28 protein-coding genes are annotated in these 25,516 nt (G+C 65.9%); 8 read left to right on the top strand and 20 right to left on the bottom strand.

Annotation, left to right across the window (positions count from 1 at the left end; genetic code table 11):
- Positions 1-30 precede the first annotated feature (30 nt).
- The 3 genes from AB3X96_RS08690 to ftrA all read right to left on the bottom strand — a co-directional run bounded on the left by AB3X96_RS08690 (position 31) and on the right by ftrA (position 2,456).
- Entirely contained in the window at positions 31-1,248 is a 1,218-nt protein-coding gene (locus tag AB3X96_RS08690) for a DUF2252 domain-containing protein (protein WP_368589381.1), read from the bottom strand.
- 75 nt (positions 1,249-1,323) lie between these two features.
- Entirely contained in the window at positions 1,324-1,500 is a 177-nt protein-coding gene (locus AB3X96_RS08685; RefSeq protein ID WP_368589380.1) for a hypothetical protein, read from the bottom strand.
- Entirely contained in the window at positions 1,497-2,456 is a 960-nt protein-coding gene (gene ftrA, locus AB3X96_RS08680) for a transcriptional regulator FtrA (RefSeq protein ID WP_368589379.1), read from the bottom strand. The genes AB3X96_RS08685 and ftrA overlap by 4 nt, the downstream gene beginning before the upstream one ends.
- A gap of 108 nt (positions 2,457-2,564) precedes the next feature.
- Here ftrA and AB3X96_RS08675 point away from each other — a divergent pair, with 108 nt between their 5' ends.
- The gene (locus tag AB3X96_RS08675; RefSeq protein ID WP_368589378.1) at positions 2,565-3,020 is read left to right on the top strand and encodes a rhodanese-like domain-containing protein; all 456 of its coding nucleotides are present in this window, start codon (positions 2,565-2,567) and stop codon (positions 3,018-3,020) included.
- A 153-nt stretch (positions 3,021-3,173) separates the two neighbouring features.
- Positions 3,174-5,258 carry a putative bifunctional diguanylate cyclase/phosphodiesterase gene (locus AB3X96_RS08670; RefSeq protein ID WP_368589377.1) on the top strand — a complete coding sequence of 695 codons (2,085 nt, stop codon included), beginning with the start codon at positions 3,174-3,176 and terminating at the stop codon, positions 5,256-5,258.
- On the opposite strand, the gene dapA is transcribed toward AB3X96_RS08670, so the two are convergent.
- Both dapA and AB3X96_RS08660 read right to left on the bottom strand, forming a co-directional pair.
- Positions 5,251-6,150 (bottom strand): 4-hydroxy-tetrahydrodipicolinate synthase, encoded by a 900-nt coding sequence (gene dapA / locus AB3X96_RS08665; RefSeq protein ID WP_368589376.1) that lies wholly within the window; start codon positions 6,148-6,150, stop codon positions 5,251-5,253. The genes AB3X96_RS08670 and dapA overlap by 8 nt on opposite strands.
- A 130-nt stretch (positions 6,151-6,280) precedes the next feature.
- Positions 6,281-6,496 carry a hypothetical protein gene (locus AB3X96_RS08660; protein ID WP_368589375.1) on the bottom strand — a complete coding sequence of 72 codons (216 nt, stop codon included), beginning with the start codon at positions 6,494-6,496 and terminating at the stop codon, positions 6,281-6,283.
- 92 nt (positions 6,497-6,588) lie between these two features.
- Here AB3X96_RS08660 and AB3X96_RS08655 point away from each other — a divergent pair, with 92 nt between their 5' ends.
- Positions 6,589-7,881: an aspartate carbamoyltransferase gene (locus tag AB3X96_RS08655; protein WP_176381033.1), complete on the top strand. Its 1,293-nt coding sequence runs from the start codon at positions 6,589-6,591 to the stop codon at positions 7,879-7,881.
- A gap of 22 nt (positions 7,882-7,903) precedes the next feature.
- Here AB3X96_RS08655 and AB3X96_RS08650 read toward each other — a convergent pair whose 3' ends face one another.
- Together AB3X96_RS08650 and AB3X96_RS08645 are read right to left on the bottom strand one after the other, a co-directional pair.
- A complete protein-coding gene (locus tag AB3X96_RS08650) occupies positions 7,904-8,764 on the bottom strand; it encodes an alpha/beta hydrolase (RefSeq protein ID WP_368589374.1) in 861 nt (286 codons plus the stop codon).
- Positions 8,765-8,920: 156 nt separating this feature from the next.
- A complete protein-coding gene (locus tag AB3X96_RS08645; RefSeq protein ID WP_368589373.1) occupies positions 8,921-9,745 on the bottom strand; it encodes an NAD(P)H-dependent oxidoreductase in 825 nt (274 codons plus the stop codon).
- Positions 9,746-9,815: 70 nt separating this feature from the next.
- Here AB3X96_RS08645 and AB3X96_RS08640 point away from each other — a divergent pair, with 70 nt between their 5' ends.
- The gene (locus AB3X96_RS08640) at positions 9,816-10,724 is read left to right on the top strand and encodes a LysR family transcriptional regulator (RefSeq protein ID WP_368589372.1); all 909 of its coding nucleotides are present in this window, start codon (positions 9,816-9,818) and stop codon (positions 10,722-10,724) included.
- Here AB3X96_RS08640 and AB3X96_RS08635 read toward each other — a convergent pair whose 3' ends face one another.
- A complete protein-coding gene (locus tag AB3X96_RS08635) occupies positions 10,725-11,600 on the bottom strand; it encodes an aldo/keto reductase family oxidoreductase (RefSeq protein WP_368589371.1) in 876 nt (291 codons plus the stop codon). It lies immediately after the preceding gene.
- Between the two features lie 107 nt (positions 11,601-11,707).
- Here AB3X96_RS08635 and AB3X96_RS08630 point away from each other — a divergent pair, with 107 nt between their 5' ends.
- Entirely contained in the window at positions 11,708-12,634 is a 927-nt protein-coding gene (locus AB3X96_RS08630) for a LysR family transcriptional regulator (protein ID WP_368589370.1), read from the top strand.
- 39 nt (positions 12,635-12,673) lie between these two features.
- Here the strand turns inward: AB3X96_RS08630 and AB3X96_RS08625 are convergent, their stop codons facing one another.
- The gene (locus AB3X96_RS08625) at positions 12,674-13,033 is read right to left on the bottom strand and encodes a response regulator (protein ID WP_254906040.1); all 360 of its coding nucleotides are present in this window, start codon (positions 13,031-13,033) and stop codon (positions 12,674-12,676) included.
- Between the two features lie 218 nt (positions 13,034-13,251).
- Between AB3X96_RS08625 and AB3X96_RS08620 the strand changes: the two genes are divergently transcribed.
- Positions 13,252-14,460: a sensor histidine kinase gene (locus tag AB3X96_RS08620; protein WP_368589369.1), complete on the top strand. Its 1,209-nt coding sequence runs from the start codon at positions 13,252-13,254 to the stop codon at positions 14,458-14,460.
- A gap of 13 nt (positions 14,461-14,473) precedes the next feature.
- Positions 14,474-14,971 (top strand): GNAT family N-acetyltransferase, encoded by a 498-nt coding sequence (locus AB3X96_RS08615; protein WP_368589368.1) that lies wholly within the window; start codon positions 14,474-14,476, stop codon positions 14,969-14,971.
- Here AB3X96_RS08615 and AB3X96_RS08610 read toward each other — a convergent pair.
- The 11 genes from AB3X96_RS08610 to AB3X96_RS08560 all read right to left on the bottom strand — a co-directional run bounded on the left by AB3X96_RS08610 (position 14,963) and on the right by AB3X96_RS08560 (position 24,433).
- The gene (locus tag AB3X96_RS08610; protein WP_368589367.1) at positions 14,963-15,202 is read right to left on the bottom strand and encodes a hypothetical protein; all 240 of its coding nucleotides are present in this window, start codon (positions 15,200-15,202) and stop codon (positions 14,963-14,965) included. The two genes, AB3X96_RS08615 and AB3X96_RS08610, sit on opposite strands and share 9 nt — an antisense overlap.
- A gap of 56 nt (positions 15,203-15,258) precedes the next feature.
- Positions 15,259-16,209 carry a hypothetical protein gene (locus AB3X96_RS08605; RefSeq protein WP_368589490.1) on the bottom strand — a complete coding sequence of 317 codons (951 nt, stop codon included), beginning with the start codon at positions 16,207-16,209 and terminating at the stop codon, positions 15,259-15,261.
- Positions 16,210-16,481: 272 nt separating this feature from the next.
- On the bottom strand, positions 16,482-17,060 hold the full coding sequence (locus AB3X96_RS08600) for a hypothetical protein (RefSeq protein WP_368589366.1): 579 nt from the start codon (positions 17,058-17,060) through the stop codon (positions 16,482-16,484).
- 255 nt (positions 17,061-17,315) lie between these two features.
- Positions 17,316-18,518, bottom strand: coding sequence for a 3-oxoadipyl-CoA thiolase (gene pcaF / locus AB3X96_RS08595; protein ID WP_368589365.1), 1,203 nt, complete (start codon positions 18,516-18,518; stop codon positions 17,316-17,318).
- A complete protein-coding gene (locus AB3X96_RS08590) occupies positions 18,515-18,745 on the bottom strand; it encodes a hypothetical protein (protein WP_368589364.1) in 231 nt (76 codons plus the stop codon). The genes pcaF and AB3X96_RS08590 overlap by 4 nt, the downstream gene beginning before the upstream one ends.
- Before the next feature lie 141 nt (positions 18,746-18,886).
- The gene (denD, locus tag AB3X96_RS08585) at positions 18,887-19,867 is read right to left on the bottom strand and encodes a D-erythronate dehydrogenase (RefSeq protein ID WP_368589363.1); all 981 of its coding nucleotides are present in this window, start codon (positions 19,865-19,867) and stop codon (positions 18,887-18,889) included.
- 33 nt (positions 19,868-19,900) lie between these two features.
- On the bottom strand, positions 19,901-20,701 hold the full coding sequence (gene otnI / locus AB3X96_RS08580) for a 2-oxo-tetronate isomerase (RefSeq protein WP_368589362.1): 801 nt from the start codon (positions 20,699-20,701) through the stop codon (positions 19,901-19,903).
- A gap of 61 nt (positions 20,702-20,762) precedes the next feature.
- Positions 20,763-21,425 (bottom strand): aldolase, encoded by a 663-nt coding sequence (locus AB3X96_RS08575; RefSeq protein WP_368589361.1) that lies wholly within the window; start codon positions 21,423-21,425, stop codon positions 20,763-20,765.
- Entirely contained in the window at positions 21,422-22,750 is a 1,329-nt protein-coding gene (gene otnK, locus AB3X96_RS08570) for a 3-oxo-tetronate kinase (RefSeq protein ID WP_368589360.1), read from the bottom strand. Before otnK ends, AB3X96_RS08575 begins: the two co-directional genes overlap by 4 nt.
- A 15-nt stretch (positions 22,751-22,765) precedes the next feature.
- On the bottom strand, positions 22,766-23,656 hold the full coding sequence (ltnD, locus tag AB3X96_RS08565) for an L-threonate dehydrogenase (protein WP_368589359.1): 891 nt from the start codon (positions 23,654-23,656) through the stop codon (positions 22,766-22,768).
- A 72-nt stretch (positions 23,657-23,728) separates the two neighbouring features.
- Complete coding sequence (locus AB3X96_RS08560) at positions 23,729-24,433, bottom strand: FadR/GntR family transcriptional regulator (RefSeq protein WP_176107749.1); 705 nt, start codon at positions 24,431-24,433, stop codon at positions 23,729-23,731.
- A 250-nt stretch (positions 24,434-24,683) separates the two neighbouring features.
- Here AB3X96_RS08560 and AB3X96_RS08555 point away from each other — a divergent pair, with 250 nt between their 5' ends.
- Positions 24,684-25,508, top strand: coding sequence for an IclR family transcriptional regulator (locus AB3X96_RS08555; RefSeq protein WP_368589358.1), 825 nt, complete (start codon positions 24,684-24,686; stop codon positions 25,506-25,508).
- Positions 25,509-25,516 lie beyond the last annotated feature (8 nt).

The following is a 25,516-nucleotide window of genomic DNA, read 5'->3' as shown; positions in this document are numbered from 1 at the left end:
GCTCTCGCAGGCTGGCGAGACGAAGATCGTCTACTGGCCCGCGCCGCTCGCCTCGAAACTCCCCCGGTCATAAGCCTCGCAATAAGCCTTCCAATCCGCCGCGACCTGCGCCTCGCACTGCGTGGCCAGATCGATCAGCGGCAGTTGCCAATCGCGCCGACTGCCATACGCGATCAGATCATCGGCGATCGCCGACTTCTGCCGTCCTCCGCTGCGCAGATGCGCCCACGCGCTCAACTCGGCCATGCTGTTGATCACCGCTTCGAGCCGCGGCAGCTTGCCGTCCCAGTCGGCAAGGGCGACGCGATCTTCCGATGGCTGCAAACCGCGCAGCACATAGGAGCGCTGATTGAATTCGACCGCGTGCAAAAAGGCCTGCGAGACCGCCTGATTGCGCCGCTGCACCTCGACGACACGCTGCGCCTCGGTCTGCCACTTCGGCTGCGTTGCGCTCACGTGAGCACTGACCGACGATGACAGCGCCTCTTTCAGATCGATCAGGTAGTTGCCGTCGGACGAGCCCTTGCCCTCGACCAGAATCACGTAGCGATCGACACCGAGGCTGCCCGTGCCCGCGATGCGTCGCGCGACATCGAGCGTGCGGTAGAAGTCGGGATTCGGCTCCGTAGCCGCGAAGCGCTGCATGAACTGCACGACCGCCGCGCGCCGCTCATCGCTGACCGGCAGCGCTTTCTTGCCGTCGACCTTCAGCATGCGCGTCTTGCCCTTGAGCACCGTGCGCCGGTCGAGATGCGCGGCGCGCGTGCGGCTCGCGAGCGCGACGAACAGATCGCGCACCATGCCGACCGCGGTCTCCGCTTCGATCCAGCGCGACTTGCCGTAGGCGAGCGCGGCGCCGTAGGCATCGAGCGCGGTGTGGCATAGCGCGAGCGCTTCAGCGCGGCTCAGCTTCAGGTCGGCCGCGCCGACCAGCACGCTCGTCAACAGACGCACCAGTTCGTACGGAGCCGGTGCGAGACAGGCTTCGTCGAAGTCGTTGTTGTCGAAGTAGACGAGGCGATTGTCGCCCTTGTAGCTGCCGAAATTTTCGAGGTGCATGTCGCCGCAGATCCACACATGCGGCGCGTCGTCGAGGACGTTCGCGCGCGGCAGTCGCTGATAGAACAGATGACAGGTGCCGCGCAAAAACACGAACGGCGAGCCGCGCATGGCTTTGTATTTCATCGCGAGCCGTTCGGGGTCGCGCCCGGCGTTGAAGCTGGCGATGATCTTTGCGATGTCGGACATAGCGGGTTCCGTTGAATGAGCAAGCTCGACGTGAGCTGCGTGCCTGCTGCTGTGACCGCGGCGCGTGCAGCGAATTCAATGCCGGGTTCGGCGCGGATTCAGCGAACCCTGCGCGCTGCGCACTTCGTTGATCGAGGTCGCGACGAGCGCCGTGATCGGCGCCGGCTGGGCGGCCGCCGCATTCCTGAGCGCCGTCCACGTTTCCTGCCACAGGCGCCGCCGCCGATGCGGCCGCGCTCCGCGCGCGCTCACCCCTCCCCGCCAAACCTGCGCCGATACGTCCCGGGACTCGTCAACGCGATCCGCCGAAAATGCCGCCGCAACGACTCCTCCGAGCCGAACCCCGCCAGCTCGGCGACGCGCGCCATCGGCAGCGGCGTGGCGGCTTCGAGCAACTCACGGGCAAGCGCGACGCGCTCCCTGACGAGCCATTCATAAGGCGCCATGCCGGTCGCGTCGCGGAACTGCCGTTGCAGCGTGCGCGGGCTCATTGCCGCCCGCGTGGCCAGCGAGTTCAGCGTATGCGGCTCGGCCGCATGGCTGCGCACCCAGTCCATCAGCTTCGCGATCCGTCCGCTTTCGTCGTGCTGCATCGGACGCGGCACGAACTGCGCCTGGCCACCCTCGCGATGCGGCGGCACCACGAGCCGTTGCGCGACCCGATTCGCGACCGCGCTGCCATGATCGCGCCGCACCAGATGCAGCAGCATGTCGAGCCCGGCCGCCGATCCCGCCGACGTGATCACCTGCCCTTCATCGACATACAGCGCGTCGGCCCGCACGCGCAGTTGCGGATAGCGCTGCTGCAACTTGTCCGCGTAGCGCCAGTGGGTCGTCACGGTCTTGCCGTCGAGCACGCCGGCCGCCGCGAGCACGAACACGCCCGAGCAGATCGAGCACAGCCGCGCGCCGCGCTCGTAGGCCGCGCGGAGCCTGCGCAGCAGCGCGGCCGGCGGCACTTCGTCGGCATCGCGCCAACCCGGAATCACGATCGTGTCGGCGCTCGCAAGCAGCTTCAGCGTGTACGGCGCGGCCAGCGTGATGCCGCCCGCCGCACGGATCGGACCGGGCTCGCCCGCGCAGACCGCGAAGCGATACCACGGCACGCCGAGCTCGGGACGCTCGAGCGCGAACAGTTCGGTCACGCAGCCGAATTCGAAGGTGCAGAGCCGGTCGTAGGCCAACGCGACGACGAGATGATTGTGCATGGCGCGATGTTACCGAAGATTGACGATCACGCCACTTACCGGGTGACCCGCCGCTCGTCACAATCGACTCGGCCACCAGACCACCCGATCAACTCCTCGTTCCTTGCCATGACTCACGACAACCTCACCGCCGCCCCGAACGCAGTCACCGCGATTCCCGCCGCCGACAGCGCCGCCGCGATCGCGCACTTCCACGCGTCGCTGCGCTTCGAAACCGATTGCGCCGACGTCCACGCCGCGCTCGCGAGCGGCGCGCCCGGCTTCGTGCTGCTCGACGTGCGCAGTCCCGCGCTGTTCGCGCAGGGCCACGTGCCAGGCGCGCTGAATCTGCCGCACGGCAAGATCGTCGCGTCGAAGCTCGCGGCCTATGCGCCGGACACGCTGTTCGTCACCTACTGCGCGGGCCCGCACTGCAACGGCGCGGCGCGCGGCGCACTACGGCTCGCCCGGCTCGGCCGGCCCGTCAAGCTGATGGCGGGCGGTGTCACCGGCTGGATCGACGAGGGTTTCGCGCTGAGCCGTCAGGACGCCGGTCCGTCGTCCGCCCCGCGTTCCGCCGCATAGCGCGGCCCGCACTCGGACAAGCCTTCGAGTGCGGCATCCGCTTTCGTCCGCGAGCCCGTTTTGGCCCCTGTTGGCCGGACGCAAATAAGTTAAACAAAGTGCGAAGAGTGCCGATAAGATGTCAAGCCGCATTCCTCGCGCGGCGGACCCAACATGCAGAGTTCTTACAATTTATGGCTCGTGGCGATTTCGTTCGCGGTCGCGACGCTCGCCTCGTACACGGCGCTCGATCTGACGGGCCGCATCTTCCTGCTCGCCTCGGCGCGCCGGCGGCATGCCTGGCGGCTCGGCGGCGCGTTCGCGCTCGGCGTCGGCATCTGGTCGATGCACTTCGTCGCGATGCTCGCGTTCTCGCTGCCGATCCCGCTCGGCTACGACATCGCGATGACCGCCTGTTCGCTGGCGCTCGCGATCGGCGCTTCGTATCTGGCGCTCTTCCTGACGACCCAGCAACGCCTGACGCCGGCCCGGCTGCTGGCGGGCGGCGTGGTGATGGGAATCGGTATCGCCGGCATGCACTACACCGGGATGGCGGCGCTGCGCATGGCGCCCGCCATCCACTATCAGCCTGTATGGTTCGCGGCCTCGATCGCGATCGCGATCGGCGCATCGAGCGCCGCGCTGTGGATGGCGCGCGCGCTCAGCAATGAACACGAGCGTCATATCGCGCGCAAACGTCTGGCCGCGGCGCTGGTGATGGGCGTCGCGATCAGCGGCATGCACTATACGGCGATGGGCGCCGCGGATTTCGCGCCCGATGCGATCTGCGGCGCGGCCAACGACATGGACGCGCAATGGCTAGCCACCGCGGTGATCCTGCTCACGTTCGCGGTGCTGATCGTCACGCTGATGCTGTCGCGCTTCGACGTGCGCACCACCTTCCTGCTCGGCGCGGTGTCGAAGCTGAACGGCCAGATCGTGCGGCTCGCGACGCTCGACGTGCTGACGGGCCTGCCGAACCGCGCGACGCTGACCGAGCGGATCGAGCGCGCGATTAGCGTCGCGCGCCGCCAGCGCTCGTCGTTCGCGGTGCTGTTCATGGATCTCGACGGCTTCAAGACGATCAACGATTCGCTCGGTCACTCGGCCGGCGACGCGGTGCTGTCCGCCTTCGCGCAACGTCTGCAGCAATGCGTGCGTTCGAGCGACACCGTCGCGCGGCTCGGCGGCGACGAGTTCGTCGTGCTCGCGGAACATCTTACCTGCGGCGAAGACGCGGCCGCGCTCGCCGACGGCGTGCTCGAGCGGATGCGCCAGGGCACGTGGAGCGACGAACAACCGCTGCAGGTGATGCCGAGCATCGGCATTGCGCTCTATCCGCGCGATGGCGAGAGCGTCGAGACGCTGCTCCAGCACGCGGACGCCGCGATGTACGAAGCGAAGCGCGCCGGCCGCGGCACCTACCGCTTCTTCGAGCGCAGCATGAACGAGGCCGCTACGCGTACGCTGCAGATCCAGCAAGTGCTGCACGACGCCTTCGCGAACGAGCGTTTTTCGCTGCTGTTCCAGCCGAAGTTTCAGCACGGCGGCGACGCGCTCGCGGGCGCCGAGGCGCTGATCCGCCTGCACGATCCGGAGCTGGGCGCGCTGACGCCGGCCGAATTCATCCCGGTCGCCGAGCGCTCCGGGCAGATCGTGCAGATCGGCTACTGGGTCGTGCGCGAGACCTGCCGGCGCATTCGCGGCTGGATCGAACAGGGCCTGCCGGCGATGAAGGTGGCGATCAATCTGTCGCCGCGTCAGTTGCTGCAGCCGGACCTCGTCGAGACGATCCAGGAGATCGTCAGGACCGAGGGTGTCGCGTGCGAGCAGATCATGTTCGAGATCACCGAGAGCGTCGCGATGCAGGACGCCGCGCGCACCGTCGAAGTGATCCGCGCGTTTCAGGCGAGCGGCTTCGACATCTCGATCGACGACTTCGGCACCGGTTATTCGAGCCTCGCCTATCTGCAGCGCTTTCAGGTGAAGCAGCTGAAGATCGACCGCTTCTTCACCCACGGTCTCGACGCGAACGGCGCGGCGGGCAGCGCGATCGTGTCGGCGATCATCGCGCTCGCGCACTCACTCGAAATGGACGTGGTCGCCGAGGGCGTCGAGACTCAATCGCAGCTCGACAAGCTGCGCTCGATGATGTGCGACGAAATGCAGGGCTACCTGCTCGGCAAGCCAGTCAGCGCCGACGACTTCGGCGCCATGCTACGCAGCAGAACGATGGGCGCAAGCGGAGTGGCTATCTAGGCAGCGTCTCTCCGAGCGCCGCGAGCCGTTCGGTCAACGCCGCGCTCGCGCGCGTCATCGGCAAGCGCAATTCATTGCGCACCCACCCCGTCGCCGCGAGCAGCGCCTTCATCGGCGCGGGATTCGGTTCCGCGAACGCGAGCTGGATCTGCGGCACGAGCGCGTGAAAAATGCGCCGTCCTTCGTCGAGCTTGCCCTCCGTCAACGCGCGGTACAGCGCGACGAAGCGCTCGGGCCGCCAATGCGCAGACGCCGCAATCGCTCCACTGCCACCCGCGCACACCGTCGAGAAGACCTCGAGGTCGTTGCCCGCGAGCACCTGCAGACGGCCGTCGCGAATCAGCGCGAGCGTCGTGTCGAGCGAACCGGCGCAATCCTTGATCGCCTGAATTCGCGGATGCGCGGCGAGCGTCAGCAGCGTGTCGAGTTCGAGCCGCACGCCGGTTCGCTGCGGAATGTCGTAGAGCACGACCGGATGCGCGCTCGCGTCGGCCAGCGCGCTGAAATGCGCGACGATGCCGTCCTGCGCGGGCCGCGTGTAATACGGCGCGGCGATCAGCACGCCGGCAATCGGCAACGGATTCAACTGCTCGATCCGCGCGAGCATGCTCGCCGTGTGATTGCCCGAGACGCCGACCAGCACAGGCAACGGACGCCGCTGCGCGTCGGCGGCGTTGGCGTCGGCCTGCGCGGCGTCGAGAATCGTCGCGAGCACGGCGTCCTGTTCGGCGGCGTCGAGCGTGGCGGGCTCGCCGGTCGTGCCGAGCGCGACGAGCCCAGCCACGCCGGCGTCCGCATAGCGGCGCACCAGCGCGCGCAACGCGGCGTGATCGACGGCGCCATTGGCGAACGGCGTGATCAGCGGAATCCAGATACCCGAGAAATCAGACATGTTTTCTACCTCGAAGACGACCGTATCGAATCCGGGTCAGCGGTGCGAGGCAGAACACAGGAGAAAGCCGCAGGCAGGCGGTCGACCGGTCGTTCCGTCGCACATCTGACGACGGAACTGCGCGCTCCGGTCAGATGAGCGGCTGTTTTTTGGCTTTGGCGCCGACGTTACGCGAAACACCGTTCGCGCGTGCAACCGCCGCGCTCGCCAGAGCGGCGCGGGCGAAGGTCGACGAACGGAGCGGGAACATAGGGCCGGAGTGCATGAACCGCAGTGTAACCGCGAAACCCGCGCGGCGGGCCTTCGGCGCCTCACGAAGCAGCTCGCGCAGGAAAACGCTTGACATCTACGCGCCGGCAACTAATATACGCACCGCGTACATCAACGCATTTTTCTGTCTGACTCCCGCCGACCCCTACACTTGCGACAGGTGCCCTCATGAGCGTTCCGCAACAAGCCTTCCTACGCGATGCGATGCGTCGCCTGAACATGACGCGCGATACGTTCGCTAACCGCATCGGCGTGTCGCGCCGGGCGCTGGATACGTGGCTTCTGCCGGACGACTCGCAGGAATCGCGGGCGATGCCGGAAATCGTCGAGCGCTTCGTGTCGGAGATCGTCGCCAATACGGAACCGGGCGAAGGATATACGCAAAGCGTAGACTCGCAATCGCTTGCAAGCCAGATGCTGTTCGAGGGCAAGCCGCAGTTGCTGTCGGTCGATCAGTTTTCGCGCGACTCGGTCGAGGCGCTCTTTCGCGTCGCCGACATCATGCAGCCGATCGCGCGGCGCCGCAAAATCTCGCGCGTGCTCGAAGGCGCGGTGCTCGGCAATCTGTTCTTCGAGGCGAGCACCCGTACCCGCGTGAGCTTCGGCGCGGCGTTCTGCCGGCTCGGCGGCTCGGTGTGCGACACGACCGGCTTCACCTTTTCGTCGATGGCGAAGGGCGAATCGATCTACGACACGAGCCGCGTGATGAGCGGCTATGTCGACGCGCTGGTGATCCGCCACCCGGAGCAAGGCTCGGTCGCCGAATTCGCGCGCGCGACCAACGTGCCGGTGATCAACGGCGGCGACGGTCCCGGCGAGCATCCGAGCCAGGCGCTGCTCGATCTGTACACGATCCAGCGTGAGTTCTCGCGCCTGGGCAAGATCGTCGACGGCGCGCACATCGCGCTGGTCGGCGACCTCAAGTACGGACGTACCGTGCATTCGCTCGTGAAGCTGCTGGCGCTGTATCGCGGCATCAAGTTCACGCTGATTTCGCCGCCGATGCTCGAAATGCCGGGCTATATCGTCGAACAGATTTCGCGCAATGGTCACGTGATCGAACAGACGCATGACCTGCGCACCGGTCTGCGCGGCGCCGACGTCGTGTATGCGACGCGCATCCAGAAGGAGCGCTTCGCCGACGAATCGTTCGAAGGCTACACGCCCGACTTCCAGATCAACCAGGCGCTCGTCGATAGCATGTGCGGCGCCGACACGCTGATCATGCACCCGCTGCCGCGCGACAGCCGGCCCGGCGCGAACGATCTGAGCACCGACCTCAATCACGATTCACGGCTCGCGATTTTCCGGCAGACCGACAACGGCATTCCGGTGCGGATGGCGATTTTCGCGGTACTGCTCGGCGTTGACAAACAGGTCCAGCATTCGATGCGCGATGCCACGTGGCGCCCGCCCGTCTACCTGGGACCGGACGACGCGGTATTTCACGGAATCGATTGACGCGGACAGCCGCGTGCGCCGCTCAAGCCGCGGCCGCGGCGCGCGCGTCACGCATTTCGCGCGCCGCCTGCCTGAACGTGCCGGCAAAGAACAGCACCTGGTATTTGACCGCGTTCGACCAGTACTTCCATGTATGGCCGCCGGGCCGCTCGGCGTAATCGTGCGGCACGCCGAGTTGGACGAGCCGCTCGTGCAGCAGACGGTTCGACTGCACGAGCGAGTCGTTCACGCCGCAATCGATCGTCAGTGCGATATGGTCGCGGCCGAAATCCTCCGCGCTGGCGACGATCGCTTCGCTATCCCAGAAGTCCGCATGTTGGGACGGGTCGCCGAACACCCGTGCGATGCCGGGCTCGTCCTCGCTGCTGCGCGGGTCCACCGCACCGCTGATGCTGCCCGCCGCGCCGAACGCATCGGGCATGTCGAGCGCGATGCGTAGCGCGCCGAATCCACCCATGCTCAAGCCCGTGATCGCGCGCGCCTGCCTCGTCGCGATCGTGCGGAAATGGCTGTCGATATAGCCCACCACTTCGGTGCCCACGTAGGTTTCATAGCGACTGCGCGGATCGACGGGACTATCGATGTACCAGCTATCGCGGCCGCCGTCGGGCATCACGAGGATCACGTGATAGCGATCGGCGAGCTTGCCGATATGCGAATTCGCGGTCCAGTCCGTGTAGTCGCCGCCTGAGCCGTGCAGTACATAGACGACCGGAAAGCGCGCGGCCTGGTTGCCGCGCGCGTACTGATCGGGCAGCACGACGGTGGCGTCGAACGTACGATGCATCGCCGCGCTCGGGATCGTGACGACGCGCGACTGGAACGCCCACGCCGGCGATGCGATCAGCATCAAAATGAGCCAGAACCTACGAACTGGATTCATGGTGGGTCGCCCTTCCGCTCGTTTCAGCTACGCTCCGGCTGCTTACCTTCGTCAGGCATCCAGAATAAAGCCGTCATGGCATGCTTCTGCCTGTGTCCGTCGACGACTCTAGCAATGGCGACTTACAACCAAATTTCAGCGAAACATACGATCCAGTCAGGCTTCCGCCGCTTCGTTCGCTTGCGTTGCGCTCGCCGCGCCGACATCTTCGACGTGCGCGGCAAACCCAACCTGCCCCGGTGCCAGATCGTCCCGCAATGTGAGCGCCGGAATCTCATACGCACCGCCGTTCTGCGGCCGGAACGCGATCGGCGCGGTCGTCCACAGCGTGTCGAGCCGTCGCCCGAGCGCCGCGCTGACCTCGGCATACTTCGCGTCGTCGACACGGCTCGTGCGATAGACGACGAACGGCGGCAATACGTCGAAGCCCGGGTAATACAGCACGCCGTGCTGGATCGGGAACAGCACGTCGTCGATCGGACCGTTGATGCCACGCGCGCTGTAGTGCGACTCCCACCCGCCCGTCGTGACGACCAGCATCGCGCGCTTGCCCGCGAAACGGCCCTCGCCGTAACGCTCGCCCCAGCGCGCATCGGAATGTTCGCCGACGCCGTACGCAAGACCGTACGCATAGGCGCGCTCCACCCAGCCCTTCATGATCGCCGGCATAGAGAACCACCACAGCGGAAACTGCAGGATCACCGCATCGGCCCACTTCAGTTTGTCCTGCTCGCGCGCAATGTCCTCGCGCTGCAAGCCGTTCTCGAACGCATGCTTCGATTCGAGCGACGCGAAGAAGCGCTCGGCGCTATGACGCTCGATGGTGTCGTGCGCATCGAGCGACGCTTTCCAGTTCATCGCGTACAGATCGGACACCTGCACCGTATGGCCGGCCCGCTCGAGATGACGGACTGCGAAGTCCTTCAGCGAACCGTTCAACGATTTCGGTTCGGGATGCGCATAGATGATAAGAACGTTCATGACGAGACCTTCGTGGCTGAAAACAGTCACGATAGTCATCGCCGAGGTATATTGGAAATGAATTCCGAATATGTCAGGTATTGCCGTGGTTAATCTCAGAAGACTCGACCTGAACCTGCTGATCACGCTCGATGTGCTGCTCGAAGAGCACAACGTGACTCGCGCCGCCGAACGGCTGAACTTCTCGCAGCCGTCGGTCAGCGTGCATCTGGCGAAACTGCGCGACGTATTCGGCGATCCGCTGCTATTGCCCGGACCGCGCGGCATGCGGCCCACGGCGAAAGCGCAGGCACTGCGCGAGCCGCTACGCGAAGCGCTCGAAACACTGCAGCGCGCGGTCGCGCCAACCAGCCCGTTCGATCCGGCCGCGGCGACGCAAACCTGGCGCATCGCCGCAACGGACTACGCGGAGTCGACGATCATCCTGCCGATGCTGGCGGGCTTGCGCGCGGCGGCACCCGGCACGCGTCTCGCGATCGTCGAGGCGGTGCCGCCGCGGCTCGCTCGCCAGGCCGAACAGGGCGACATCGATATCGGCTTTCATACCAGCGAAGGCGCGCCCGAAGGTTTGCGCCGTCGCGTGCTGTTTGCCGAGCGCTACGTGCTGGTCGGCCGCGCGGGTCATCCGAAGCTGAAGCGCCGGCCCACTCTGGCGCAGTTCTGCAAGCTCGAACACGTGATCGTATCGCCCGATGGCGGCGGCTTTTTCGGCGTCACCGACGAGACGCTCGCAAAGCTGGGGCTCGCGCGCAAGGTCGTGCTGTCGGTGCCGCACTTTCTGTTCATGCAGTCGGTGCTCGCGAGCACCGATCTCGTGGGGATGCTGCCCGCGCGTCTCGTGCGCGGCTTGGACACATTGCGGATGGTCGAGCCGCCGGTCGAGGTGCCGGGCTACGAGATGGCGATGCTCTGGCATGAGCGTGTGCATCGCGATCCCGCGCATCAATGGTTGCGCGAGTTTATTGCGGCGTCGGTGTAGTCAGCCCTTTTCAGCGCCGATCGCATCCAGTTGATCGAGCACCTCGTCGCTGAGCTTCAATTGCGCCGACTGCAGGTTTTCGCGCAGATGTGCCACCGAAGACGTGCCCGGAATCAGCAGAATGTTGGGCGCCCGATGCAATAGCCAGGCAAGCGCGACCTGCATCGGTGTCGCCTCGAGCTTGCGCGCAAGCTCCGACAGCTCCGACGATTGAATCGGCGTAAAGCCACCCAGCGGAAAAAACGGCACGTAGGCAATGCCCTGCTCCGCGAGCGCATCGATCAATGCATCGTCGTCGCGATGCACGAGGTTGTAGTGGTTCTGCACGCACACGACCTTCGCGATGCGCTGCGCTTCGGCAATCTGCGCGGCCGTCACGTTGCTCAGGCCGATATGACGCACGAGCCCGCGCTGCTGCAGTTCGGCGAGCGCCGTGACCTGCTTTTCGATCGAGCCCTCGCTCGGCTCGTGCACGTTGCCCATCACGCGCATGTTGACCACGTCGAGCGCATCGAGCCCGAGGTTGCGAAGATTGTCGTGCACCGCGCGCTCGAGATCGGCGGGTTCCTGCGCCGGCAGCCAGGCGCCGGCGCTGTCGCGCACCGCGCCGACCTTCGTGACGATCGTCAGATCGCGCGGGTACGGGTGCAGCGCCTCGCGGATCACCTGGTTGGTCACGTGCGGCCCGTAAAAATCGCTGGTATCGATGTGGTCGACGCCCGACGCGACCGCCTCGCGCAGCACCGCGAGCGCTGCGTCGCGGTCTTTCGGCGGCCCGAACACGCCGGGGCCGGCCAGCTGCATCGCGCCATAGCCCATGCGCCGCACCGCGCGGCCGGCTAGCACGAAAGTGTCGATGGAGCTGAAGTTCCGCATCACGATCTCCTGGTGAAGTGATGAGCGGCAGTATCGCCGGAATTGCGTTGTTGAATAAACGGGTCTAACTTGTACGGGTTGTTCAAAATTCTGCACAATCAATCGTCATGGAACTGAATGATCTGGCCGCCTTCGTGTCGGTTTGCCGCGCGGGCGGCTTTCGCGACGCGGCGCGCGTGAGCGGCGTGTCGGCGTCGAGTCTGAGCGTCGCGGTGCGGCGTCTGGAAACGAAACTCGGGCTGCGCCTGTTGAACCGCACCACGCGCAGCGTCGCGCCGACCGAAGCCGGGCTGCGTCTGATCGAGAAGCTGACGCCGCTGTTCGGCGAAATGGAAGCGGCGCTCGATGTGCTGAACGGCTTTCGCGACAAGCCGACCGGCACGCTGAAGCTCAACGTGCCGTCGAGCGTCGCGCGCATCGTGCTGCCCGACGTGCTCGCGCGCTTTTTGAAGCAGTACCCGGACATTCGCGTCGAGGTCGTCGTGGAGGATGGTTTCGTCGATGTGCTGTCGATCGGTTGCGATGCGGGCATTCGCTACGACGAGCGCCTCGAGCAGGACATGATCGCGGTGCCGATCGGCGCACGCGTGCAGCGCTTCGCGACCGCCGCGTCGCCTGCGTATCTCGACGCGCACGGCCGTCCGGAGCATCCCAGCGAACTGCTCGCGCATGCCTGTCTGCGCGGCCAGTTCGCGAGCGGCGCGATGCCGACCTGGTACTTCGAGCGCGATGGCGAGCTGCTGCAATTGAATCCGACCGGACCGCTGCTGGTGCGGCCTGGCGCCGCGATCGACCTCGCGGTCAGCGGCGCGGTCGCGGGTCTCGGCATCATTCACCTGTTCGAAGACATGCTGCGCCCGCATCTGGACAGCGGCGCGCTCGAAGCGATTCTCGAACCGTGGTGGCAGCGGTTTTCAGGGCCCTTCCTGTACTATCCGGGCCATCGTCATGTGCCCGCGCCGCTGCGCGCGTTCGTCGATTTCCTGAAGGCCGACTCAACCGATGTGCTGAACGACGACGTGGCACGCGCTTGACTTGCTCACACCACGGCAATCGCGGCGAATCGTGCCGTATCAACACCGTGGCGCGCAGAGTTGCGCGATCGTGGTCAGAAAGAGATCCGCGCCGATCGGCTTCAGCAAACATGCGCTGCAGTACTGCGCTTCGCTGTCCGACGGCGGCACCGCGGTATGGACCAGAATCGGTACGTTGACGGATAGCGGCATCGATTTCAAACGGCGGCACAACTCCGCGCCGTCCATGATCGGCATCATCCAGTCCGTAACGATCAGGTCGGGAACGTGAGCGACGACACAGGCGAGCGCTTCGGCGCCGTTGCTCGCGCAACTCACCTCATACCCTTCGCTTTCCAGAATCAGCCGCCATGCGGCTAGAATTTCCGGTTCGTCGTCCACCAGCAATATCGAATACATCATGGTTTGCTGACGAAACTTGCTTCTTGTCTGATGAGAGTCTCGCAAGAGGTGTTCCACACGCGGCAATTGCGCGGATAATGACCCGAATTGCCGGCGCGCATCGGATGCCTGGCCGATTGCCGGCGCAAACAGGCCTGCGCTGCCCGCGCCAAATCGAGGCGTTCGGAACTGTTCGCGTGTTTGTATGTTGTAGAAACTCCATTCCGGTATCCATCATGACCGACAGACGCGTGAGCCCGCTGCGCAATTTCGCCAACTTCATCCGTGCGGAACGAGGCCGTCTGACGCGGCAATGGATGCATGCCGTCGCCATCGACGCCGATCTCGTCGAAGCGGACAAGCTCACGTATCAACAGCTGGCCGACCATTTGCCGGAAATCCTCGACCAGCTGTGCATGGCGCTCGATGCGGAAGATCTCGAATGCGCCGAACCATCGATCGAGCGCGACGCGAAGAAGCACGGCAATGTCCGCTGGCAGCAAGGCTACCGGATCGAAGAACTGGTGCGCGAACTGGACCTCTTTCAGCAGGTGCTCGTCGAAGCGCTCGAAGAATTCGTCGAACGCGACCGGACGTGCACGCGCCGTCACGAGAGCCGCGCGCGGCATCTGCTCGCCGAAGCGTTCAGCGTGGTCAGGTATGCGTCGATCAAGGAAGTGGTCGGCGAGCGCGATCGCAAGATCGACGAATACACAAGCCGGCTCGAACGCGCGAATGACGAATTGACGTTCAAGCAACGGCTGGTCGGCGATCTGTATGATTCACGCATGCAGATCACGCGCAGCGTTGCGCACGATCTGCGCAATTTCCTCAACGCGTTTTCGGTCGCGCTGCAACTGATCGAGCGAGCGCCGTCGCAAGCCGATGCCGCGCTGACACTCGCGAACCGTCAGGCCGCCGACATGAAGCAACTGGTCGACCAGATGGTCGAGTACTCGGTCGTACTCGGCGACACGGCGACACTCGTGTTCGAAGACGTCGATTTGCGTGAACTATTCGACGAACTCATCGCTTCCATGCAGCCGTCGATCGACGCGAAAGGACTCTCGCTGCGCAGCGAGTTCGACGCGGCGCTGCCGGTCGTCACGTCGAATCGGCTGAAGCTCAAGCAGATCGCGGTCAATCTGTTGTCCAACGCGATCAAGTACACGAAGTCGGGACAAGTCGAATTCCGCTTCGCGATGCATGGCCCCGAACACTGGACGATTCGCGTGTCCGACACCGGCGTCGGCATTGCGCCCGCCGATGCCGAGCGCGTGTTCGACGAGTTCGAGCGCGCGGCCGGCGAGGAAATCCCGGGCGCGGGTCTCGGGCTCGCGATCGTCAAGGAGCTATGCCGCGTGCTCGATGGACAGATCGAGTTTGCGTCGCGCGAGGGCGTGGGGACCACGTTCGAGATCCGATTTCCCCTGCATGTTCAATGACCCGACCCATCGCATGATCCATCTGCATACTGCCCGCTTCCCCGAGCAGATCGAGGCTGTACGGACCGTCTTTCGCGAGTACGCGGAGAGTCTCGGCTTCGATCTCTGCTTCCAGCAATTCGACGACGAACTCGCCAGCCTGCCGGGCAAATTCGCAGCGCCACGCGGCCGCGTGCTGCTCGCGAGCAACGGCACGGGCGACGATCCCGGCGATATCGTCGGCTGTGTCGCGATGCGTCCGATCGACGACACGATCTGCGAAATGAAGCGCCTGTATGTGCGTCCGGCGGGACGCGGTCTGCATGTGGGGCGGCAACTCGCCACGCGTATCCTGACGGCCGCGAAAGAAGGGGGCTATAGCCGCATGCGTCTCGACACGCTGCCCACAATGCAAGCGGCACTCGGGCTCTATGCATCGCTGGGTTTCGAGCCGATCGACGCTTACGTGTTCAATCCGATCCCCGGCGCGATTTTTCTCGAATGCGATCTGACGCGGCCGCGTTCAATGTAATCGCGGTGCAGGCCTGACCCAGCCTGCGGGTAGGCACTCGCTCATCGCGCCGTTCTGCTGTCTCAATCCACGCACGACCACCTCGGACGATTTGCCGTCACGCCGCGCGAGTTCGGCCAGATCGAGCAACGCGGCGTAGCGCGCGGAACAGTCTCTCGTCACGCTGGCGGCGGGATTCGCGCGACGGTCGTCGTTGGCGTCGCTGGTGTCGATGACTGCGTGGATTGCCAACAACGTCGCCACGACGGTCGTCGCAAGGGCAGCCGTTTTGCGGAGCGCGCCCATCGTCAAGCCCAATGCGCCGGCACCCACACGCGCCCGATCCAATGGCCCGGCACCCACACCGCCGCCCGCGGCGCGACGTACACGGGACGCGGCGCGACATAGACGGCCGGCGGCGGCACGTACACCACCGGCGGCGGCGGCACATAGGCCGGCGGCGGCGTCACCACGACTGGCTTCGGCGGCACGTACACGACCGGCGCGGGCACGACGACCGGCGGCGGGGGCGGCGGCGCGACCACCACCGGCTTCGGCGCGACGACCACGGTGGTACCGGTGGTCGTCGTGGCGCCGCCCGCGACCACCACGCCGCCTGTGACCACCGTACCGCTTGACGTCACCGTGTGACCCTGCGTGCCGGTCACGCTCGTCGATGTCGTCACGACGCCGGGCGCGACCCGCGTCGCGGTGCCGGAGTGGTAGACGCTGTTGTTGTCCGGCCCCGTCACCGTGCCCGAGCGCGCGCAAGTCGAACCCGCGCAATTGGCCGACGCCGAATGATTGACCGTATTGCCGTTCGACCCGGTGATCGAGCCCGACGACGAATACTGGCCCGGCGCGGTGCGCGTCACGTCGCCGGACGTCGTCGCCGTTTTGCCGTCGGGGCCAGTCATCGTGCCGGTATGCGAGCAGGTACCGCCTGCGCAGTTGGTGTCGCCCGAGTGCTGCACCGTGTTGCCGTAGCGGCCCGTTGCGGTCCCCGAGTTCGAGAACTGGCCGGGCGCCGTGCGCGTGACCGTGCCGGTGTTGCTCGCGAAGCCGCCATAGGGGCCAGCCACGCTACCCGCATGCGAACAGCTACCGCCGCCGCACGAGCCGTAGTGCGCGCCGTTATAGACGCCGCGCGACGTGTACGCGGTGCCATGACCCGACCACGCGAACGCCGATGCGCTGCCAAGCGCGAACACGGCGGCGGCCGCGCCGAACACCGCCTTGCGCAGCGCGCCTCGCGCGATGCTGGCGCAGACCTTGTCGGAACCTGCGAATAAACGATTTTTCACGGTATGTCCTTGCTGGATTCGGGCCACTTGCGTCATTGCCGCGTGGCGACGAACGGACTATAGAAGGACACACCGTGGAAATCATCAGGGAAGATATGTCGCGCTGTTTCACCGCGACTCAGGCCCGCCAGGCAAGGCTTTGCGGGCGTTCGTCGGGCGGTGCGACATTTTTTGACATAGTTTGCGAAACATTCCCGGCCGCTGGAATTGGCCGCGATCCCGGCCACTCACTGGCCCACTGGCGTCACCTGCACGGCGGCGGCCGACACGAACACCGCATGCAAGGTATCGCCGACCTTCACGTCGCTCAGGTCGACGTTGGGCGCGGCCTGGAACGTCTGTGTCTGATAGGCGCCGCGCAGCGTCACGAGGCGCTGTTTATGATCGATCTTCAGTACGGTCGCGAGCACCTCGGTTTGTCGAGCCGATTCATAACCGCCCGATGCCGGCGCATAGCTCTGCTTGTCGGCCCGCTCGCGAATCCCCTTGCCCGCGCCGCTGACCTTTTCCGCCTTCGTGAGCAGCGCATTCTTGTAGAGCACGTCGACGCGATCGCCGATCTTCAGTTGATCGAAACCAGCGACCTGCTGACTGACGAGTACGATCGCGACGTTGCCGCCCGAGCCCTTCAGCGTCAGCGAGCGGTTGCCCGCATCGATGCCGACGATCTCCGCCGTCATATGCACCGGCTGCGCCGCGCTGAGCACCGCCTGGGCGGTGCTCGCCATGTCGTCCTGCGCGCGCGCCGGCTGGGCTGCGGCCACGGCCGCCAGCATCAACGCTGCGCCTATCGTCGTTGTCTTCATTCGCGTTCTCCTCGACAGGGGTTTCGATCCGGCGTGACGGTCATGATGAGCGCCGCGTATGACTTCGCGCTACACAGTGTTCGTGGCCGCCGCAATGAACTCCACATCCTCAGGACAACTACTGCAAACGATACGACGCGAACGATTGTACGCGCGAGGCCGCGCGCAAAAGCAAACAGCCCCATCGCAGGAACGATGGGGCTGTTACATGAACGGTCGCAAACCGCTTGCGATGTTCGTCGCGCTACACGTGCATCACACGCGCTCGATAGCGATCGCAATACCCTGGCCGACGCCGATACACATCGTGCACAGCGCGAAGCGGCCCTGCGTGCGTTGCAGCTGATACGTCGCGGTCGTCACCAGACGCGCGCCGCTCATGCCGAGCGGGTGGCCGAGCGCGATCGCGCCGCCGTTCGGGTTCACGCGGGGATCGTCGTCGGCGACGCCCAGCGCGCGCAGCACGGCGATGCCTTGCGAGGCGAACGCTTCGTTCAGTTCGATCACGTCGAACTGGTCGATCTTCATGCCCAGACGCGCGAGCAGCTTCTGCGTGGCCGGCGCAGGGCCGATGCCCATTACGCGCGGCTCCACGCCCGCCGTCGCCACGCCGAGCACGCGGGCGCGCGGCGTCAGGCCGAAGCGCTTCGCGGTTTCTTCGTTGGCGAGCAGCAACGCGGCCGCGCCGTCGTTCACGCCCGATGCGTTACCGGCCGTGACCGTGCCATCAGGACGCACGACGCCCTTCAGCTTCGCGAGCGTTTCGAGGCTCGTTTCGCGGGGATGCTCGTCCTGCGTGACCGTGATCGGATCGCCCTTCTTCTGCGCGATCGTCACGCCGACGATTTCCTGCGCGAGCGTGCCATCGCGTTGCGCGCGCGCGGCCTTCTGCTGGCTGCGCAGCGCGAACGCGTCCTGGTCGGCGCGGCTGATGTTGTAGTCCGTCGCGACGTTTTCGCCGGTTTCCGGCATCGAGTCGACGCCGTACAGCTTCTTCATCAGCGGGTTCACGAAACGCCAGCCGATCGTCGTGTCGTAGACCTCGTTCTGACGCGAGAACGCGCTAGTTGCCTTGGGCATCACGAACGGCGCGCGGCTCATGCTTTCGACGCCGCCGGCGATCATCAGCGCGGCTTCGCCCGACTTGATCGCGCGCGCGGCGATGCCGATCGCATCCATGCCCGAGCCGCACAGACGGTTGACCGTCGAGCCCGGCACGTCCTTCGGCAGACCCGCGAGCAGCAGCGACATGCGCGCGACGTTACGGTTGTCGTCACCGGCCTGGTTCGCGCAGCCGTAGATCACGTCGTCGATCGCGGTCCAGTCGACGTTCTTGTTGCGCTCCATCAGCGCCTTGAGCGGCACCGCGCCCAGGTCGTCGGCGCGCACCGATGACAGCGAACCCGCATAGCGGCCAATGGGGGTGCGAATCGCGTCGCACAGGAATGCTTCGGTCATGGGATGTCTCCAGTTGAGATGCTGCGTGCGCTGCGCCGCGCCGCGGCCGGCCTTGCACCGATGACGGCGGTTCGTTGCGCCGAGGCATCGGCCCGGGGGCCAACGGCCGCGCGCGGGAAGCTGCAAAACTGCAGCGGCGTGGCGGCCGATACGTCAAACCAGCTTAGCGCAGGATCGTGAACGATGGGCTTGGGAGTGACGACCGATACGATTTTTGCGTCTTCCATGCCCGCCCTCGTGTTCTATATACGAACACAAGGTCATATATCGAACAAAACAGGCTCGATAATAGGCGCCGGCGCGAAAGCGTGTCAAGCACGGCCGCAGCCGTGCCAAACGACACCAGGGAATACGCGGAGGGGTGATCTTCAGCGAACTTCGATTCCTTCATCGGCGATGTAGCCGCGAATCACATCCGCGAAGCTGTGCTCGGCGACAAGCCCGAGCCGTTCGGCGCGCGATGTATCCCACGCGCCGGGCCAGCTGCCGACGATCTTCTCGATGCGCTCGTCCGGCTGCCGCACGATGCGGCTCGCGACCGCCTCGCCCGCGACCTCGCGCAGTGCCGCGATCATTTCGTCGACGCTGACCGACAGGCCCGGCAGATTCAGCACGCGCTGCTTGCCAAGCGCGGCGCCATCGAGTTCGAGGCCGGCAATCAGGCTGTCGATCGCCTTGCGCGGCGACAGCAGCCACAGCCGGGTCGAACCGGCGACCGGGCACACGGCCCCCTCGCCATTCAAAGGCTCGCGAATGATGCCGCTCGCGAACGACGACGCCGCCGCATTCGGCCGCCCCGGCCGCACGCTGATGGTCGGCAGCCGCAGCACGCGGCCGTCGACGAAGCCGCGCCGCGAATAATCGTTGAGCAGCAGCTCGGCGATTGCCTTCTGCGCGCCATACGACGACTGCGGATTCAGCGCGGTGTCGTCCTGTACGACCGTGGGCAGATCGCCACCGTAGACCGCGACCGAACTGGTGAACACGACGCGCGGCTGGTGCCCGCGCTGGCGGCAGACTTCGAGCAGCAGCCTCGACGCATCGAGATTGATGCGCATGCCGAGATCGAAGTCCGCCTCGGCCTGCCCGCTGACGATCGCAGCGAGATGAAAGATCGCCGAGGTCTGATCGTCGATCACGCGTTCGAGCACGCTGCGCTCCGCGATATCGCCGACATCGGCACGCACGCGCGCATCGCCGAAATCATGAGCGCGCACGACGTCGAGCAGCACCAGCCCGGTAATCGCTCGCGGTGTGCCGTGCGCATCTTTCAACTCGCCGCGTGCGAGCAGTTCGCGCGCGAGACGCTGGCCGAGAAAACCGGCGCCGCCGGTGATCAGTACTTTCATGGTTACGGGTCCGTCAGTGGTTGTCGGAGAGAGTCAGCGCCGGGCGTCGAGATAAGGCTTCAGCCAGCCAAGCCCCGCCGAGGTCCCCGCGCGCGGCCGGTATTCGCAGCCGATGTAGCCGTCGTAGCCGAGCGCATCGATCAGATCGAACAGGTACGGGTAGTTCAGCTCGCCGATGTCGGGCTCGTGCCGCTCGGGCACACCCGCAACCTGGATGTGACCGATGCCGGCCATATCGCGCTTGAGCTTCATCGCGAGATCGCCCTCGACGATCTGGCAGTGATAGCAATCGAACTGCACCTTCAGATTCGGCGCACCGACTTCGGCGCAGATCGCTTGCGCGTCGTCCTGTCGATTGAGGAAATAGCCGGGCATGTCGCGCGTATTGATCGGTTCGATGACGACCGTGATCTGTTCCCCTTGCGCGGCCCGCGCCGCATAGGCGAGGTTGTTCAGATACACGTCGCGTTGTGTTTTGCGCTGCGTTTCGCCCGCCTGATCGCCGGCGATCAGCCCCGCCATCACATGCAGCTTGCGATTGCCGAGCACGCGCGCGTACTCGAGTGCCGTATCGATGCTGCGGCGGAACTCGTCCTCGCGCCCCGGCAGCGACGCAAGTCCGCGCTCGCCGCCGCTCCAGTCGCCCGGAGGCGCATTGAACAGGGCCTGCGTGAGACCGTGCGCGTCGAGCCGCGACTTCAGCTCGCCGGCGCGGAATTCGTAGGGAAACAGGTATTCGACCGCGTTGAAACCGTCGCGCGCGGCGGCGGCGAAGCGATCGAGGAACGCGTGCTCGTTGTACATCATCGACAGATTGGCGGCGAAGCGAGGCATGGCGACAGCTCCTTCAAGACAGTGCGATACGGTGCGTGGCGTACATCGGCAATGCGCGCTGCTACCAGCGCGCGCCGAACGCGGCACGGAGTTCTTCGATCGCGGCGGCGTCGAGCGGCGCGGGCCGCGGATTCGTCATCAGCCACAAGCGCGCGGTTTCCTCGAGTTCTTCGAGCGCATACGACGCGTGCGCGACCGAGCGCTCCCACACCACCGGCCCCAGACGTTCGAGCAGCACCGCGCGCACGCGATTGGCCAGAGCGGCGATCCGCGCGGCCACTTGCGGATCGCCCGGGCGTTGATAGCGAATCAACGGTACGTGGCCCACTTTCATCACGTAGTACGGCGTGATCGGCGGCAACACGTCCGCTTCGCTCCATACGCCCGCAAGCGTCAATGCGACCAGATGCGTCGAATGGGTATGGATGATGCCGCGCGCCTCGCCGTTGCGCGCATAGATACCGCGATGCAGCGCGAGCGTTTTCGACGGCTTGCCGCCCGACATCGCGTGGCCGTTTGCGTCGACCTTCGCGATATCGGCGGGATCGAGGCGGCCGAGACAGGCGTCGGTCGGTGTGATCAGCCAGCCATCGTCGAGCCGCGCGCTGATGTTGCCGGCGCTGCCGACCGTATAGCCGCGCTGATACAGACTCGCGCCGACCGCGCAGATTTCCTCGCGCACGCGCGCTTCGGCGGAGACCTGAAGTGCCGGTGCGCCGCTCATTGCGCGGCTCCGTCGAGATGACGCAGCGCCTTGTCGAAGAAGTCCGTCGCGCCGAAATTGCCGGACTTCAGCGCGAGTGCGAGCGGTTCCGCTTCGGTCGTCGCGGTGGCCGGCACGCCCGGATCGATCTGCGCGCCGATGCGCAGCATGCGCACGTCGAGCGCTTGCACGACCGCGCCCGAAGTCTCCCCGCCCGCGACGACGAACTTGCGCACGCCGCGCTCGCGCAGGCCGCGCGCGATCGATGCCAACGTCTTCTCGACCAGATGCCCGGCCTCGTTGACGCCGAGTTCTCGCTGCACCGCCTGCACTTCGTCGGGCGATGCAGTCGCATAGATCAGCACCGGCTCGGCGTGCACGAAGCGCTGTTGCGCGAACTCGAGCGCTTCGGCGACGACGTCCTCGCCGCGCGCCGCCGCGAGCGGATCGATGCGGAACGCGGGCCGCGTCGCGCACCAGGCGGCGACCTGCGCGTTGGTCGCTTTCGACGCACTGCCCGCGAGCACCGCCGATAAACCTTCTACGCGCGGCAATTGCGCGGCATGGGTTTGCTCGACGAGCAGACCCGCGCGCAGGAAGTTGGCCGGCAAGCCGAGCGCGACGCCGGAGCCGCCGGTGATCAGCGCGAGGTCCGCGCAGGCCGCGCCGAGCGTGTGCAGATCGGCGTCGGACACCGCATCGGCAATCGCGATGCGCACACCGTCGGCCCGCAGCGCTTCGAATGCGGCGCGCACGGCCGTGTCGCCTTGCGCGACCCGGTCGTAACGCACGAGCCCGACCTTCGACTGAGTTTGCCGCTGCAGCACGCGCACGAGATTCGCGTCGCGCATCGGCGTCAGCGGATGGTTCTCCATGCCCGACTCGTCGAGCAGCGCATCGCCGACGAACAGATGGCCGCGGAAAATCGTGCGGCCGTTCTCGGGAAACGCGGGACACGCGATCGTGAACGATGCGCGCTCGGCGAACTCGGCGGACAGCGCGTTCAGCAACGCATCGGTCACCGGGCCGATGTTGCCTGCATCGGTCGAATCGAAGGTCGAGCAGTACTTGAAGAAGAATTGCCGGCACCCTTGCGCGCGCAGCCAGGCGAGCGCGGCGAGCGATTGCGCGACCGCGTCGGCGGCAGGGATCGTGCGCGACTTCAGCGCGACGACGAGTGCGTCGGCGTCGAGCGCATCGGCGCCCGGCGCTTCGTTGGAGGTGGGCACGCCGATCGTCTGCACCGTGCGCATGCCGCCGCGCACGAGCATGTTGGCGAGATCGGTGGCGCCGGTGAAGTCGTCGGCGATGCAGCCGAGCAGCGCGCGTTTCGTTCGAGCCGTCATGAGCACTGTCCTCGCTTATCGCTTTGCCGGCAATTCGATGCCGGGAAAAATCTTCACGACCGCCGAGTCGTCCTCTCCGCCGTGGCCCGCCGTCGACGCCATCATGAACATCTGATGCGCGGCCGCCGACAGCGGCAACGGAAACTTCGTGCGACGCGCGGTATCGAGCACGAGACCCAGGTCCTTCACGAAGATATCGACCGCCGACAGCGGCGTGTAGTCGCCCGCGAGAATATGCGGCACGCGGTTCTCGAACATCCACGAATTGCCCGCACTGTGCGTGATCACGTCGTACAGCGCGTCCGGATCGACGCCTTCGTGCAGGCCGAGCGCCATTGCTTCGGCGGCCACCGCGATATGCACGCCGGCCAGCAGCTGGTTGATGATCTTCACCTTCGAGCCCGCGCCATGCGCGGCGCCGAGCCGATACACGTTGCCGGCGATCGCGGCGAGCACGTCCTCGCATGCGGCGTAAGCGGCTGCGGGACCGGACGTCATCATCGTCATCTGGCCCGACGCGGCGCGCGCCGCGCCGCCCGACACCGGCGCATCGAGCATGTACAGACCAGCCGCCTCGACGCGCTTGCCGAGATCGCTGGCGAATTCCGGCGCGACCGTGGCACTCGCGATCACGACGCCGCCCGGCTTCATCGCCGTGAGCGCGCCGTGCTCACCGAACAGCACGGCCTCGGTTTGCGCGGCATTGACGACCAGCGTAATCACGACCTCGCACTGCGCGCCGAGCTCCGCGGGCGTCGCACAGCCGACGCCGCCTTCCGCGACGAACGCCTGCAACACGTCGCGCCGCAAGTCGCACGCGTGGACCTTGAAGCCCGCGCGCAATAGCGAACGCGCGACGCCGAGCCCCATGGCTCCCAAGCCGATGACACCGACATTTCTCGACATGCGTGACCTCTATGGATGGGTGCTGCATTGGTGCGTTCGCGCGCAGCGGGATCGCCGCGCGCCTTCCGCGCGTCAGGCGATGCCCGCCTCGGCAAGCCGCCGCGCCGCGTTGTACAGATGCGTCTGCGCGGCATTGCGCGCCGCCATCGGATCGCCGGCGCGAATCGCCGCGGCGATCGCCGCGTGCTCCTCGCGCACTTGCCGCGAGAAGTCCTCCCGCAGCGCCTCGTTGCGGCGCGTGACGACCGTGCCCGCTTCGAGATACTGATTGAGAAACGTCAGCGTCTTCAGGAAATACGGATTGCCCGTCGCAGCCGCGATCGCGCGATGAAACGCGACGTCTTCGGCGACGCCGTCTTCGCCATTGGCGACCGCGCGCTCGATCTGAGCGAGCGCGGCGTCGATCGCGGCCATGTCGGCATCGCTGCGACGCATCGCGGCTTCGGACGCGACCTCCGCCTCGATCGCGCGGCGCAGCGCGAGGATCTGCACGACCGAGCCCGGCTCGACGGCTTCCGCGTAGTCGATCCGCAGCGGGCGGATCGTGCCGTGCCCGGCGACGAACACGCCACTGCCCTGGCGCGGTTCGACCACCCCCTCGTTCTTTAGCCGCGACAACGCCTCGCGAATCACCGTGCGGCTCACGCCGAACTGTTCCGCGAGCACGGCTTCGGTCGGCAGCTTGGCGCCGCGCGCGAAGCTGCCTTTGTCGATCTGCTTCAGCAGTTGCTGCGCGACGGTGTCGCTCAAAGCGCGCGAGGGAATCTTGTCGAACATGGCGGATCGGTTGGGTTGGATCGGGTGCCGCGAACTGGTCATGTTATCGGGTCATCATACAAATTTTGAGACGCGAATCGCATCCAGGCAAACCCTGGGTTTTTTGCACAAATCGGCGTTATTTGGCGAAATAGAAGGCTTAAGCTATCGTCTCGCCTTTGCGCCGCAACGCAAAACGCGGCGCCGCATCGAAACGAGCGCGCGTCGCGTGTCCTCCGCGCGCACACTTTTGCAACCACGATCAAGGTCCATGAGCAAAGCCCTGCCGCCGTCTTCCGTCGCGCCCGCCAACGTCGAACCGGCCCCGGAGAAACCGGGCGACTCGTACGTGCAGTCGTTTGCGCGCGGCCTCGCGGTCATCCGCGCATTCGACGCGACGCGCCCCGAACAGACGCTCACCGACGTCGCCGCGGCGACCGGCCTCACGCGCGCCGGCGCGCGCCGGATTCTGCTGACGCTGCAAACGCTGGGCTACGTGGAAGCCGAGGGACGCCTGTTTCGTCTGACGCCGAAGATTCTCGACCTCGGCTTCGCGTACCTGACCTCGATGCCGTTCTGGAACCTCGCCGAACCGGTGATGGAAAGCCTGTCGGCGCAGGTGCACGAAAGCTGCTCAGCGGCCGTGCTCGATCGCACCGAGATCGTCTACGTGCTGCGCGTGCCGACTCACAAGATCATGACGATCAATCTGTCGATCGGCAGCCGCCTGCCTGCGTACTGCACGTCGATGGGCCGCGTGCTGCTCGCCTCGCTCGACGAGGAAACGCTCGACGCGACGCTGAACTCGTCGCCGCTCTACGCGCACACGCCGCGCACCGTCACCGACAAGGAAGAACTGAAGAAGGTGATCGGGCAGGTGCGTCGCCAGGGGTGGGCGATCGTCGATCAGGAACTCGAAGGCGGTTTGATTTCGCTATCGGCGCCGATTCGCAATCGCCAGGGCCGCGTGATCGCCGCGATGAACATCAGCGGCAACGCGCAGCGCAATTCGGCCAAACAGATGGTGAAGGCGTTTCTGGAACCGCTGCAGCAAGCCGCGCAGACGGTCTCGGAGATGGTCGCGCGGCGCGGCTGACGCACGCG

The organism is Paraburkholderia sp. BR13439 (assembly GCF_040948805.1).
In the GTDB taxonomy this organism is placed as follows: Bacteria; Pseudomonadota; Gammaproteobacteria; order Burkholderiales; family Burkholderiaceae; genus Paraburkholderia; species Paraburkholderia youngii.
Note: the sequence above shows the minus strand (reverse complement) of the source record. Positions and strands in the feature narration are given on the sequence as shown.